The organism is Paenibacillus sp. FSL P2-0322, assembly GCF_037975315.1.
Classification (GTDB): domain Bacteria; phylum Bacillota; class Bacilli; order Paenibacillales; family Paenibacillaceae; genus Paenibacillus; species Paenibacillus polymyxa_B.
The window spans coordinates 5,137,174-5,151,525 of sequence record NZ_CP150243.1 but is presented as its reverse complement, the minus strand read 5'-3'; the positions used below and the strand labels follow the sequence as shown (position 1 = coordinate 5,151,525).

Sequence of the window (14,352 nt, the reverse complement as noted above, 5' to 3'; positions counted from 1 at the left end):
ATGTTCAGATTATACAGCGATGTCCGGGGAGCAGCCTATGAAAGACTGATTGATTATGCTATGGAACGGGCAGACACGTTTATGCTGGGCATACATAAATGGGCGACAGAGGATGAGAATGGAGTGATCGACCAGGATGTCCTGTTCAAGGAATTGTTACAGCAATTGAATCCTTTTATGCTGTCCACACACTCCTATGAGGAAATTAGGGGCATCCATTCCATTGCCTACACACAAGGAACATTTTACCGATACCAGTGTGCGCCCGAGGCAGGGGGATTATTAAAGCAGGCGGCGTCTAGTTTGTTTTCCTGGGTACATCCCCAATTACCTGAGGATTTGTGCTTCCAGAATGCGGAGGGAAGGGATTGGATCATTAACATAGCTCACGAACGAATAGGTGGACTAAACATGGCTACAGAAGAAGCGGATGAATTGGAGAAGCTTATACCTGGTGTGTTTATTCACAAACCTGAATATCATCAGAATATAGATATTTTTCTGGACGATGCTATTCGGCATCAACCGGATCGAGTAGAGCTTATGGGGTTTGGCTTGAGGGAGATACCGGAACGGATTAGAGAATTGTATTCCCTGAAGCATCTGACTATTTTCGAGCAGGATATACGAACACTACCGCACGCTTTGTTCGAATTGGAATCGTTGGAGTCACTGACGATACAAGTAGCGGATTTGGAAGAGCTACCCGCTGACATTGCCAAGCTGACCCATCTCAAAAACCTGAGGATCAGCTGTGGATGCTATGATCGTCCGGCCCCAGATTTCAAAGTGATTCCCAAGGCGGAGCTGGCATTTCGGCATTTGCCTCCTGAAATCGGAGAGCTGCAACAACTGGAGTATCTGGATATTCAGTATAGCGGAATCCGTACGTTGCCTCCTGAATTACAAAACCTGAAAAATCTACGCTCCTTGGACATTGTGAATGGATTCATCGAATCGGCACCCGATTTTATATATAAAATGACCTGGCTGAATCGCTTCCTTATAGAAGATAAGCCGTTCCATCTGTGCAATCACGGTGACGACTGAAGGAAAGATAAGAAGAGGAGGAAATCAAATGGTGGAGAGGAACGCAAGCTGTACATCAGTATCAAGAATACAGGTAAGCAACCCGTACAATACAAGCTCAATAGTGCGAATGGATTAGACTTGCAAGGGTCAACGAGCGGGTTTTCCAGCCGAACGTTGCAGCCGGGAGAACGCCACGATCTGGTGTTTGTAAAGCCAGAGGGACAGGATGAAGCTGCAAATGACTCCTTGAAAGAGATGATTTTGAAAGTAAGTACGGACGATGGATCGCAAGGAAACGTTAAAACCTTCGCATATATTACACTGTAAGCTCCTTCCAGAAAGGGCACGACATGCGGTCATTAGTCTACTTATGTTACAATAGAACGGTTGAAGACTTAATGAACAGAATAGGTCAGAGCAGAAAGCAGAAAGGATGACCCGTTGTGCCCAAAAACCATGAATTCGGTAATCAAAAGATGTCACGGAGGCTGTCACTCACAGCCATTTTACTTACACTTACCTTTGTAGCGCTTACTGGCTGTGGTCAGGATAAGAATGCTGAAACCATTGATACTGGAAGCAGTACAAGCGTGATCGAGAACGGAGCCGGTGGTAGTCGTAGCGGTTCAGCCCAAAGTGACAAAACAGCGAAAGAGAGCAAGAGTGCAGAAAACAGCGGTACTGATGCACAAAAATCAACTCCTTCGGCTCCATCTGCTTCATCGGATACATCTTCTTCTCCGGCAACCTCCAATCCATCGCAAAATCCATTTGAGGTAGCAGGTATTCAAGATCCTAAAGCGTTTTTGAACACGTTCAAAGCGCTGCAGAAGGCAGTTGCCGACAATGACAAGGAAAAAGTGGCCAATTATATTTTGTACCCTCTGCGTGTTAATGATAGTGAAAAGTCGCTAACGATTCCGAATAAGAAAGATTTTATGGCCAAGTATGATCAGATTTTTACGGACGCAATTCGCGAGGCGCTGGTGAATCAAAAGACAGATGATTTGTTTGTTAATTATCAGGGAGTCATGGTGGGATCGGGTGAACTGTGGTTGAGAAGAGCTACGGACAATCCGAAGCTTTTTGGAGTCTTTTCGATTAATCTTGAAACGGTTGCCAACTAAGTCGTACTTCGTGTGTAAATGACCTCTAAACGGTCGGAAACATATATAATGTTTCTGACTGCCCCCCCCTAAAGAAAGAAAAGTCCAGATGATACATACCAAAAAAAGGTTTGACATCACTCCTAAACTCTCGTATTATATCCATATAACTCATTAAACAGGTAGGAATTAAAGAATTAATGTATGATCTCGCCATTTTGGCGGAGAACCTCTAGGAACAGCAGGCAGACACTGTCCACGTGACAGGTTTGACCTATCAGGGCTGCATCAGGGAATTCTCCGCTCTTTTTTTGATTATGTCTGTCAATAACAGGCGTAAATGAATACAAATTACATAGAATTCGGGGTGTCTTGATGAAGAGGCAATGGAAAAGTGGACTTATTCTCGGACTATCTTTGGTTTTAACGATTATGCTAAGCGCTTGCGGGGCAAGCAAGGGAGGGACGCAGGCGGATGGTAGCTCTGCTGCCGGTTCCAAGGACGTGGAGTTACTCAATGTTTCTTATGATCCGACCCGTGAGCTGTATGAGGCATATAATAAAGCATTTGCCGCCCATTGGGAGAAGGAGAAAGGGCAGAAGGTTACGATCAAGCAATCTCACGGAGGATCTGGCAAGCAAAGTCGTTCTGTGCAGGACGGACTGGACGCGGACGTGGTAACTCTGGCCCTGGGTTATGATATTGATGCGCTACAGGAAAAAGGACTCGTTAAAGAGGGGTGGCAAAGTAAATATGAGCATAACAGCGCCCCGTACACTTCAACCATCGTGTTACTGGTACGCAAAGGGAACCCGAAAGGGATTAAGGACTGGGACGATTTAATCCGTGGCGATGTGCAAGTTATTACACCGAATCCTAAAACTTCGGGTGGAGCACGTTGGAACTATCTTGCAGCCTGGGCCTATGCGCTCAAGAAGAACAATAACGATGAAGCCAAGGCCCAGCAGTTTGTACAGGAGCTGTATAAGCATGTGCCGGTACTGGATAGCGGAGCACGTGGAGCGACAACGACTTTCGTAGAGCGTGGAATTGGCGATGTACTGATCGCTTGGGAAAATGAAGCACTGCTCTCGGTGAAGGAGCTGGGTGCGGACAAATTCGATATCGTGTATCCGTCGATCAGTATTTTGGCGGAACCACCGGTAGCGGTAGTTGATAAGGTGGTAGATAAAAAAGGTACACGCGAGGTGGCGGACGCATACCTGAAATATTTGTACAGTGAAGAAGGGCAGACCATTGCTGCCGAAAATTATTATCGCCCAACACTGGAGAGCGTGACGGCAAAGTTCAGGGATCAATTTCCTAAATTGGAGCTCGTGACCTTGAAGGATGTATTCGGGACATGGAAGGAGACGCAGCAGAAGCATTTCAGCGACAAGGGCATTTTTGACCAGATTTATGTACCCGGCAGTTCATAAAATAGGTGGACTGTGTAGGGATTGGGTCGGTAGCCGCAAGTGTCATAGTGAATGGATTCAGAGAGGGATGGACAGAACATGAGTCAAGTGCAAGCCACTCGAAAACGTGTACTTCCCGGGTTCGGGTTAACAATGGGTTATAGTGTGCTGTATCTCAGTCTGGTGGTGCTGGTGCCTTTATCGGCACTGCTTCTGAATTCAACTGGACTGACGTGGGAGAAATTTTGGGACGTGGCGACTGATGTCAGGGTGCTGGCTTCCTACAAGGTAAGCTTTTTGTGTGCCGCGGCTGCGGCGCTGATCGACCTGTTTCTCGGTTTATTGATAGCCTGGGTGCTGGTGCGTTATGAGTTTCCGGGGAAACGAATTTTTGATGCGGTGATTGATCTGCCCTTTGCTTTGCCTACTGCGGTAGCAGGGGTTGCTTTGACTGCTCTGTATGCGCAGAATGGCTGGATCGGTTCGTTGTTCGAACCGCTTGGATGGAGGATGGCGTACTCACAGACGGGGATTACGCTAGCATTGATGTTTATTGGTATTCCGTTCGTCGTACGGACAGTTCAGCCGGTGCTGGAGGAGCTGGACAAGGACGAGGAGGAGGTCGCTGCTACGCTGGGAGCTGGCAGATGGCGTATCTTCTGCAGCGTTATTGTGCCGGAGCTGGTGCCACCGCTGCTGACGGGTTTTGCGCTCGCCTTTGCTCGTGGCATTGGCGAGTACGGCTCTGTCGTCTTCATCTCTGGCAATATGCCGATGAAGACGGAAATTGCTCCACTGCTCATAATGTCCAAGCTGGAGCAAAATGACTATGCAGGAGCTACGGCAGTAGCGTTGATGCTGTTGGTAATTTCATTCGTGCTGTTACTCGTGATTAACAGCATTCAGCGCTGGTCACGGCGCCGTGCAGTTTAACGTAACTGCCCAAACTCAACTGTCTAATGTAACTATCTAACGTTAACATGCAGGGCTGCGCATGATACCCACGTTCTAAGGAGGGATACACCATGTCACAAGCGATAACTGGGCAGGAGCTTGCTTCTGCACCAGTGCCTTCATCTGCACCGCCCAACAGAGTCACGACCGAGGCCGCTTGGGTGAAGTGGACGCTAATTGGTGCTGCTTTTTTAGCTTTGCTCTGGGTACTGGTATTGCCGCTAATCGTCGTGCTTACCGAAGCGCTCAAGCAAGGATGGGGCGTCTACGTCGAAGCGTTACGGGACCCAGATGCCATGTCTGCATTGCGGTTGACGCTGCTGGTGGCAGCGATAACGGTACCGCTGAATACAGTATTTGGTGTAGCTGCCGCTTGGCTGATCACGAAATTTCAATTTCGCGGCAAAGGTTTGCTAGTCACCTTGATTGATTTACCCTTTGCCATCTCTCCTGTCGTCGGAGGGCTGATGTATGTATTAGTGTTCGGCGCACAGGGCTGGCTTGGACCGTGGTTGGACGAGCATGATATTAAAATTATATTTGCTTTGCCTGGTATTATTTTAGCGACGCTGTTCATCACCTTTCCATTTGTGGCGCGAGAACTCATTCCAATGATGGAAGATCAGGGACAGCAGGAGGAAGAAGCGGCGGTCATGCTGGGCGCGCGCGGCTGGCGCATTTTCTGGAAAGTGACGCTGCCGAACATCAAGTGGGGTCTGCTGTATGGCATCATTTTGTGTAATGCGCGAGCCATGGGTGAGTTCGGTGCAGTGTCCGTCGTCTCTGGACATATCCGGGGAGAGACGAATACACTGCCGCTGCATGTGGAAATTTTGTATAACGAATATCAGTTCTCGGCATCTTTTGCGGTGGCTTCGTTGTTATTGTTACTTGCTCTGGCAACCTTGGTGCTTAAAAGCTGGTTTGGACGCAAACGCGTGCATTAATTTATGATTTTGTATATGATCTCTCAGGGCCTCTCTTTGCGTCTATCGTCTGTTAACGGCGAGAAGATGGGAAGAGAGGCCCTTGTTCTAAGGTGGCTTATATGGATAATAAAATGATCATATCAAGGCACGTTGGTGTGCCCAGGAGGAGCGAAGGGAAAAATGAAACATCCGTTTCAGTCCTACCGTCAGCTGTTTCCAGTGCTGTCCTCACATATCCATGTAGGGAGCTGTTCCCAGGGGGCCGTATCGAGGCCGGTTTCCGCTGCCATTGAGGAATATCATCGAAGTTTGCTGCAACACGGTCATAACGGCGATCTGTCTATGGCACGTTTGGAGGAGGCGAGAGGGCATTTTGCCAAGCTCATCGGGGCGGAGCCTGACGAAATTGCGGTCCTGTCCTCAGCCTCTGAGGCGATTGCTGGGGTAGCTACAGCCCTTCCTTATGTACCAGGTAAAGAAGGCATTGTGTATGCGGACACCGACTTTCCGACGGTGGGACACATCTGGCACGCACAGGAGATGTTCCGTGATCACATCTGCTGTATCCCCTCCATCGAGGGAGAAGTGATGATAGAGCAGTATGAGGAGCATGTTACGGAGAAAACTGCGCTCGTTATGGTGTCCCATGTGAACTATACCAACGGATTTCAGCAGGATTTAAAATCCATTGCAGATATAGCTCACCGAAATCAGGCGTTTCTGTTTGTGGATGCTTATCAGTCTGCAGGAATCATTCCGGTGGATGTTAAGGCAATGGGCGTAGATATTTTGGTCGCGGGAGCACGCAAATATATGCTGGGAATTCCGGGCGTGGCTTTTCTTTATGTAAGCAAGGATCGAATAGACCGCTTCAAGCCCCGTCTTACAGGCTGGCTTGGGCAGGAGCTCGCTTCCCGGTTTGATATTGCTCACCCGGTTCCGGCGGCGGGAGCCCGACGCTTTGAGACGGGATTGCCTTCTTTTATTAGCATTTTTGCCGCCAATGCGGCTTTAAAGCTGCTGCTAGAGATCGGAGTCACGAATATTCAGGCCTATATGAGTGAGTTGTTGGATTTTTCCGTTGAATATGGACGGCGCAAAGGGCTACACATACGTGTACCTTACAGGGGAGGCACATTACCAAGCCTGCTCGCTGTTGAAGTAGCCGACGTGTCGGCTATGGAGAGGAATTTGAGAAGCCAAAATATGATCGTTTCAGCACGAAAGGATGTTATCCGTGTGGCTCCTCATTTTTACAATACGGCTGAGGAAGTCCGACGGGTCATAGATGAATTGGCAGGGAGATGTTGAACGACAAAAGCCTCTTCCGAGTGAATGGGAGCATGACATGTCCCTTTTTACACAGGAGAGGCTTTTTGGGCTTTTAGAGTTCTAATTATACGATCCGTTTGCGCAGCCAGCCGGAAATCAGATCCGTCAAAATGATCAGAACCACAATGCCGAGCAAAATAACGCCTACACGGTTCCAGTTGCGCATTTGGAGTGCAAATAGTAGCGGAGTACCGATACCACCTGCACCGACCAGACCGAGCGTGGTAGCGGAACGGATATTAATTTCAAAACGGTAAAGCGAATACGAAAGAAACTGTGGAATCACCTGTGGTAGCACGGCAAAGAAGATCACCTGCCAACGATTGGCGCCGCACGCGATCAAAGCTTCCTGGGGCCCGTGATCGACGCTTTCGATCGTTTCCGAGAAAAGCTTCGCCAGCATGCCGATGGAGTGAATGCCAAGGGCGAGAACACCCGCAAACGAGCCGGGCCCTACGGCTTTGATAAACAAGATCGCGACGATCATTTCGGGAAATACCCGGATGACACTAAGCACAAATTTCCCGCTACCCGATAAGGGACGCAGACGGGTCATATTGCTGGACGCCCAAAAGGCGAACGGAAGGCAGACAAATGCGGATACGAAGGTTCCGAGCACTGAAATGACCAGCGTATCCAGCAACCCGCGCAGCAAATCCTCTCCTTCAGGGATGTAGACGAACGACCAGTCGGGATGAAGGAAGCCGTCCAATATAGCGACAGAGACACTTTTAGCCGTCCCCTGTAATCCTTCAAACTGCATCCCGCGAAAAGCCCAAATATAAATGATGATTAGCAGAATAGCTATCGCCCATAGGCGCAGGCGGGAGCCAATAGGTCTGCGAAGCGTAGGATCATTCATAATAATTTCCTCCGTAGCAGGTTACTGCCGTAATCAATCGCAAGGACGATGACGAGGGTCAGTAGAATAATGATGCTTGCCCGATCATATCGGAACAGCCCCAGAGAACGGTCAAGCAACAGACCGATACCGCCAGCCCCGACCAGGCCCAGAACGGAAGCTGCGCGTACATTAACCTCAAAGGTATACAGCAAGTACGACACAAAATAAGGAAGAGCCTGCGGAACCACACCAAAGGCGATGACTTGAATGCGGCTCGCGCCAACAGCGGTCATGGCTTCCAGCGGCCCGGGATCAATGGCTTCAATCGCCTCAAAGGTCAGCTTGGCTATGATGCCAAAGGAGAAGAAGAGCAGGGCGAGCATCCCTGCAAACGGCCCGATGCCGAACACCGCCACAAAGATCGAGGCAAACAGCAAATCGGGAATCGTCCGTACTAGATTCAGGATCGTGCGCATCGGGAGCGAAATCAGCTTGCGCGGCATCACATTATAGGCACACAGCAACGCGACAGGGATCGCCAATATGGCTCCCAGTGTCGTGCCAACAATGGCGATCTGGATCGTTTCCAGCATCGGTTTCCAGATGGTAGGCAAGTAGCTCCAGTCGGGTGGAAACATTTCCCCCAACAATTTGCCCATCTCCGGCAAGCCGACGATCAACTGGTACGGTGTGGCATCCGTATGAATGGAGCAGGCTACCAGCACCACGATAAAAATCATCCAGGTGGCATAACGCTTGTAACGTCCTGGCAAAGGTGGCCCTGCGGGCGTCTTGCCAGGCTGCGGCGGTCCAGCATGCGGTGACGGTTGCGTCGAAGAGAGCGGCTGGGCAGTAGAGTCGGGCTTCATGATCCCACTCCCAGCAGCTCATCATGCTTGATGGCCCGGCCGTAGATCTCCGCAAAGGCCTCATCCGTAGCCTCCTCCGGTGTGCCGTCAAAGACCACTTCCCCGGCGCGCAATCCGATGATCCGCGTTGCATATTCGCGCGCGAGATCAATGAAATGCAGATTGACGATGGTCGTAATCTGCATTTCACGGTTGATCCGCTGAAGGTCATCCATGACCTGGCGGGTGGTCAGCGGATCCAGCGATGCGACAGGCTCGTCCGCCAGAATGATTTTAGCCTCCTGCGCCAGAGCACGGGCGATGGATACGCGCTGCTGTTGGCCACCAGACAGCTCATCTGCCCGGCTGTAGGCCTTTTCGCGGATGTTCACGCGCTCCAGCGCTGTTAGTGCCAGTTCGATATCTTCCTTCGGAAAGAGGCCGAGAATGGTTCGCAGCGTTGAATGATAGCCGACGCGGCCGGAAAGTACATTGCGGAGCACCGTCGAACGCTTAACCAGATTGAAACTTTGAAAGATCATGCCGATATCACGGCGAATGCGCCGCAGCTCGCTGCTTCCAGCAGACGTGACGGACCTGCCACCCACGACAATGTCGCCGGACGTAATGTCATGCAGTCGGTTAATAGAACGCAGCAGGGTAGACTTACCTGCACCGGATAAGCCGACAATGACGACCATTTCTCCCTCCTGAATCGTCAAATTAATATTGTTCAACCCTTTGGTGCCGTTCGGGTATGTTTTCGATACGTTACGGAATTCGATCATATGCTCCCAACTTTCTCCCCCGATGGGGTGGAATGAAAACAACACCGCCATGAATACATGGACGGTGCTGCCCTGTCATTCGTAAAGCCTGTTTCGTAGCTGTTACTTCATTACAGTACCTTGTTTGCTCCGATTACTTAACCGCTTGGCCAACGGCTTCGGCGTATTCACGCACGGAGTCGAAGTTTTTATCGTCGCCCTTTTCATAACCTACATGGGTGTAAATCTCTTTAATGATTTCGCCGCCTGCAGGATCTTTGGCGATGTCAATAAAGGCTTGGCTGATCTTGTCTCTCCACGCTTGATCCATATCAGAACGTACGCTGACGGTGTCATTTGGAATTTTAGCTGTGTAATGAATGACGCGAGTTTTTTCAAATACATCCGGGATTTCCTTCTTCACCGTGTTACGTGCATCCTGGAAAACAGCTACCGCATCAACTTGACCGTTCAGCAACGCCAGAATAGCAGCATCGTGGCCTTTGATTGTCACACCCTGCACATCCGTATCCGGGTCCACGCCAGCTTTTTTTAGCTCTGCTGCAGGGTACACGTAGCCTGCGGAGGAGGTTACATTTTGCCAGCCAACCTTCTTGCCTTTCAGATCAGCTAGACTTTGAATCGGAGAATCCTTTTTCACCACGATCATTGCTTTATAAAAGTTTACTTTTTCAGTCGTGTCCTTGCCTGTAGCATCTTCAATGCCGTAGCGTTGAGCTTGCAACAGCAAGTCGGCTGCTTTACGGTTATCGTGGGCCAGTACATAAGCATTCGGCGGAAGGAATCCTACATCTACCTGTTTGGAAGACATGGCTTCCACAATCGTATTGTAGTCAGGAGATACAGTTACTTTCACCGGGATTCCAAGCTTGTCACCCAGTAGATTTTCGAGCGGTTTGGCTTTGGCTTCGAGCGTATCTGCATTTTGAGAAGGAACGAACTGTACCTTTAACTCCTTAGGAACATAGGCTGTGCTTTCGTTTTTAGAGCCATCTGTACCCGGAGTGGACGCGCTGTTGTTATTGCTTGCATTGGAGCCACAAGCGGCTAGACCCGCTGCCAGTGTGAAGGTCATGCACAAGGTCAGTGCTTTTTTGAACAAAATAATTTCCCCCTAAACATAGTGATAACGATAATAAAAAACCTGTAAATGCTGTGACAAACCAAATCTTAACAGCTAGTCCCGCAGCTAGGGTAAAAACCACTCCTGACTTTGGTAAAAATGATGTAAAATTTATCGTATAATTAAAACCATTTTCTGGATTTATGCAAAATGCTTGTTTTAACATTCTCTTAACAGTGCTCTGTTAGACTTGTTCAAGCTCTATGACCGAAGCTGAGGGAGAGAACAAGATTGGATATTTTGGATATTAACGAAAAGGCAGACCAGGACAGTGTAAGCCTTGTGAGAGTGAAATTCCGCATTATGGTTACAACCGATTTGCATGTCAGCTTGTGGAATTACGATTATTATACGGATCAGGAGACGCTGCATTACGGTCTGGCGCAAACAGCCAGCTTGATTCAAATAGCCCAGGCGGAGGTACCCAATCACCTGCTGCTGGATAACGGAGATGTGATTCAGGGGAATCCAATGGGAGATTATGCTGTACAGCGAATCCAACAGGACCCAAGCGCGGTGCATCCCGCCTATAAAGCTATGAATCTGCTTGGATATGAGGCAGGCAATATCGGGAATCATGAATTTAATTACGGACTGGAATACTTGCAGACTTGCCTTCGAGGAGCGCAATTTCCTTATGTGAATGCCAACATTTATATAGCGGGAGAACAAGAACGAAATTACTTTACACCTTATCTATTGCTGGATAAGACGGTAGAGGATGAAGCAGGTGGTAAGCATCTGTTGAAGGTGGGAGTCATCGGCTTTGTCCCTCCGCAAATTATGCAATGGGACAAGGCGTGGCTGGAGGGGAAAATCATCGTCAAAGATATGCTGGAAACGGCAAGACGGTTTATTCCACAAATGAAGGCGGCGGGAGCCGATCTCATCATTGCTATGCCCCATGCAGGCTTTGAGGATATTCCCGAAACGCTTGATATGGAAAATGCAGTGCTGCATCTGAGCACGGTGGAAGGGATCGATGCCATTGTGTTTGGTCATGCACATAAAGTATTTCCCGGACCATCGTTTATGGGGAAAACAGGTGTTGATGTAGAGCGAGGTACCATCCACGATATCCCAGCAGTGGAGTCGGGCTTTTGGGGGGATCATCTGGGTATCATTGATCTGGAGCTGACCTTTAGTGGAGAGAAGTGGCAAGTGGCTGCATCTGCTGCCGAGGTACGCCCGGTGTATGATCCGATACGCAAGGAGGCGCTGGTACAACCGAATACTGCCATTCAGCTGGCGGTAGCAGAAGAGCACGCCGGAACACTGGAGTATATTCGTGCACCTGTAGGTCAGACGACGGTGGCGGTGAACAGCTTTTTTGCTCAGGTGATGGATGATGCTTCGGTTCAGCTGGTGAATGATGCGCAAATGTGGTATGTGAAGCAGCAGATGCAAGGGAGCGAGCACGAAGGATTGCCCGTTCTGTCGGCAGCAGCTCCTTTTAAAACAGGTGGCAGATATGGCCCATCGTACTATACCCATATTCCTGCGGGGACGTTGGCGATCAAGCATATCGCCGATCTGTACAATTTTCCGAATACGTTGCATGTCGTTCGGCTGAGCGGAACGGAAATCCGGGAATGGCTGGAGTGGTCTGCTGGACAATTCCGGCAAATTGATCCTTCAGCAGAACAAGAGCAAGAGCTGATTAATTCTGATTTTCCAAGCTTTAATTTCGATATCATCGACGGCATCAGGTATCAGATTGATGTAACACAGCCAGCCAGATATGATGCTGACGGGGGCCTAAAGGACCCAGATGCACACAGAATCATTCAGATGTCTTTTGATGACGAACCGATGGATATGCAGCGAAATTATCTGGTTGTTACGAATAACTATCGCGCGTTTTCCTCTGCGCTGGTCAATCCGGGTGGAGAGCGAATCATACTTGCTTCACCGGATGAGAACCGTCATGTGCTGACTGAATACGTGCGGCATATGAAGACGTTGACGCCAAAAGCTGATGGCCATTGGTCCCTCGCCCCATGGTCAGGGCGTCCGCATGTGACCTTCCTGACCTCACCGCAAGCAACGGATGCCGCTAATGCCTATTCGGAGTTGCTTTATGAAGGGTTAACGGTAGAGGGATACGCTAAGTTTGCCCTCGATTTCGGACGTTCACGGTAAAACTGCTAACTTGTTTTTGTCCTATAAGTCCACAGCATCAAAATAATAGAAAAAGACTGTCCCACAGAGGACGGTCTTTTTTCATAAAACAGTTTTAAAATCGTACAAAATTCGTGATTTTATATGTCCTGAGTCGTATTTAAAGTTATTGACCTCTCGTATAAATAGACATATACTTTGATTAAACAAATTTTGGTTTAAAAGGTAATGAAAAAGTCACCATCATTCGTTTGAGGGGGTGTCCCTTTGGAAAAAAACACCACGATCCGCGCAGAAATAGAAAAGTATATTCAAAGTGAAGGCATTTCAATGCAATGTTTTGCAGATGCTTCCAAGGTAAATCCGGGTACACTTAGCGGTATACTTAACCGGAACCCACCACGGCCGATCTCAGTCAATCAGCTGGATTTGATTACCGAGGCCATGGGATTGGAAGAAGGATCTTTGTTCGAGATGTATGTTGATGAATGTTTTATTCATTCCTTACCACACTGGAGAAGGTTGCGTCCGTTTCTCCTGCGTTGCTCAGAGTTGAACAAGCTGGAGTGTATACGCAGTGTACTTGGCTATTTGATGGACGATTTATCGAACGTTCCTGCTATTTTTGAGACCGCAGAAGCGATGTTTGAGGATGGCAGACATGAAGCTTCCATGCTTCTGTATGATTGTGTCATTGAGAGTGAAAAGTATACCCACTCTGAACGATTGGCGATCAGCTATTTCCGTATATTCCAGATTCAGATTAAGGATAACCAACGGAACTTGAAGGCTGCTGTACAATTCCATTTGTACCGTAGTCGTCTACCGGAAATTTACGCACTGGAAGGCTTACATATGCTATCTCAAGTGTTTGCTTTAAAAATGCAATGGTCCGAGATGGAAATGTATGCGGACGAGCTAAGAGAGCTGGCGCAGGCATTGTATCGCAATCGGAACCGTTTTGGAGATGAGCACCTGGAGCTGCTTAAGCCGCTCGTTTATTACTATGCTCAGGGGCATCTGCTCAAGGCCAGTTGCTATGAGTTTCAGGGTAGATATGAGGAATCCAAGCAATGGATTGAAGGTTATGCAGATTTGAGCTGGTTTGAGGGTTTAGACGAGGAAGGCTGGAAAGTGGTCAACCTACATCGTGTATATGCACAGGGCAACCGACTTTGTATTGAAATTAAAATGGGCAACACTTCTGCAATCTATGATTATATTACTTACCTGCGTGAGCATCCGGATGAGACACTGGAGGGCTTGAACACCTTGCTCGAATCAGCGAACCGGTTTGGTTATTTCGTGGATGCCGAACTGGGACTATTTAGTCAGCAACTCAAAAGCTTTTGGCAGCTTGCACCGGAACGATGGGACACTCATTATCGCAAGCACTTTAACGCATTTCGCTTTGCATCCTTTTGTAAGGTGTATGCGGAATACTATTTCCGAAAAGGCGATTACCCCGAGGGAGTGGGACAAACACTGCATTGCTTGCAACTGTCTGTCGATAATAGCTATACAGAACATATCATTGGTTGTATGGCTTTATTTGAGCAGCATCGGAATTTTGCTACACTGGAACAGCAGCAGTTGTATCAGAGTCTGTGCTTAGGCGTACGTGCAAATGAAAAGAATCATGCCTATGATCATAGTACCGGTGGGTATTTATAATTCTAAATTTCATTCGAATTCTTCATATAACACGTTATTGCGAGGATGTTCCTGTTTCAAAAGGGGATGTTCTCGTTTTTTAGCTACTGTCGTCGCCTGTGACTTTTAGCATAGAGAGGACCGTTTTGCGCGTTGACAAGTTTCGCGAGCGGGATTAGGATAAATGCAGCACAGAAAGTGAA

Annotated in this window: 13 protein-coding genes; 9 read left to right on the top strand and 4 right to left on the bottom strand. The window is 48.5% G+C overall.

All coding sequences use genetic code 11. The features are described from left to right. The 7 genes from MKY24_RS22895 to MKY24_RS22865 all read left to right on the top strand — a co-directional run bounded on the left by MKY24_RS22895 (position 1) and on the right by MKY24_RS22865 (position 6,751). Positions 1-1,050 (top strand): leucine-rich repeat domain-containing protein, encoded by a 1,050-nt coding sequence (locus MKY24_RS22895; protein WP_023990379.1) that lies wholly within the window; start codon positions 1-3, stop codon positions 1,048-1,050. A gap of 120 nt (positions 1,051-1,170) precedes the next feature. Beyond that, positions 1,171-1,359: a hypothetical protein gene (locus MKY24_RS22890; RefSeq protein ID WP_254349014.1), complete on the top strand. Its 189-nt coding sequence runs from the start codon at positions 1,171-1,173 to the stop codon at positions 1,357-1,359. A 116-nt stretch (positions 1,360-1,475) separates the two neighbouring features. Continuing rightward, the gene (locus MKY24_RS22885) at positions 1,476-2,159 is read left to right on the top strand and encodes a hypothetical protein (protein ID WP_053326131.1); all 684 of its coding nucleotides are present in this window, start codon (positions 1,476-1,478) and stop codon (positions 2,157-2,159) included. Between the two features lie 354 nt (positions 2,160-2,513). Then, on the top strand, positions 2,514-3,578 hold the full coding sequence (locus MKY24_RS22880) for a sulfate ABC transporter substrate-binding protein (protein ID WP_339202395.1): 1,065 nt from the start codon (positions 2,514-2,516) through the stop codon (positions 3,576-3,578). A gap of 78 nt (positions 3,579-3,656) precedes the next feature. After that, positions 3,657-4,490 carry a sulfate ABC transporter permease subunit CysT gene (gene cysT / locus MKY24_RS22875; protein ID WP_013312031.1) on the top strand — a complete coding sequence of 278 codons (834 nt, stop codon included), beginning with the start codon at positions 3,657-3,659 and terminating at the stop codon, positions 4,488-4,490. A gap of 92 nt (positions 4,491-4,582) precedes the next feature. Then, a complete protein-coding gene (gene cysW, locus MKY24_RS22870) occupies positions 4,583-5,458 on the top strand; it encodes a sulfate ABC transporter permease subunit CysW (RefSeq protein WP_013312030.1) in 876 nt (291 codons plus the stop codon). Between the two features lie 162 nt (positions 5,459-5,620). Beyond that, complete coding sequence (locus MKY24_RS22865; protein WP_209940466.1) at positions 5,621-6,751, top strand: aminotransferase class V-fold PLP-dependent enzyme; 1,131 nt, start codon at positions 5,621-5,623, stop codon at positions 6,749-6,751. An 85-nt stretch (positions 6,752-6,836) separates the two neighbouring features. Here MKY24_RS22865 and phnE (MKY24_RS22860) read toward each other — a convergent pair whose 3' ends face one another. From phnE (MKY24_RS22860) to MKY24_RS22845, 4 genes are all read right to left on the bottom strand, one after another. Further along, entirely contained in the window at positions 6,837-7,634 is a 798-nt protein-coding gene (gene phnE, locus MKY24_RS22860; RefSeq protein ID WP_013312028.1) for a phosphonate ABC transporter, permease protein PhnE, read from the bottom strand. After that, entirely contained in the window at positions 7,631-8,485 is an 855-nt protein-coding gene (gene phnE, locus MKY24_RS22855; protein WP_034095097.1) for a phosphonate ABC transporter, permease protein PhnE, read from the bottom strand. Before phnE (MKY24_RS22855) ends, phnE (MKY24_RS22860) begins: the two co-directional genes overlap by 4 nt. Beyond that, complete coding sequence (phnC, locus tag MKY24_RS22850) at positions 8,482-9,252, bottom strand: phosphonate ABC transporter ATP-binding protein (RefSeq protein WP_023990372.1); 771 nt, start codon at positions 9,250-9,252, stop codon at positions 8,482-8,484. The genes phnE (MKY24_RS22855) and phnC overlap by 4 nt, the downstream gene beginning before the upstream one ends. A gap of 133 nt (positions 9,253-9,385) precedes the next feature. Continuing rightward, positions 9,386-10,354, bottom strand: coding sequence for a phosphate/phosphite/phosphonate ABC transporter substrate-binding protein (locus MKY24_RS22845; RefSeq protein ID WP_025722520.1), 969 nt, complete (start codon positions 10,352-10,354; stop codon positions 9,386-9,388). Positions 10,355-10,606: 252 nt separating this feature from the next. On the opposite strand from MKY24_RS22845, the gene MKY24_RS22840 reads away from it, so the two are divergent. Next, complete coding sequence (locus MKY24_RS22840) at positions 10,607-12,517, top strand: bifunctional 2',3'-cyclic-nucleotide 2'-phosphodiesterase/3'-nucleotidase (RefSeq protein ID WP_339200946.1); 1,911 nt, start codon at positions 10,607-10,609, stop codon at positions 12,515-12,517. 246 nt (positions 12,518-12,763) lie between these two features. After that, positions 12,764-14,170 (top strand): hypothetical protein, encoded by a 1,407-nt coding sequence (locus MKY24_RS22835; protein ID WP_023990369.1) that lies wholly within the window; start codon positions 12,764-12,766, stop codon positions 14,168-14,170. Positions 14,171-14,352 lie beyond the last annotated feature (182 nt).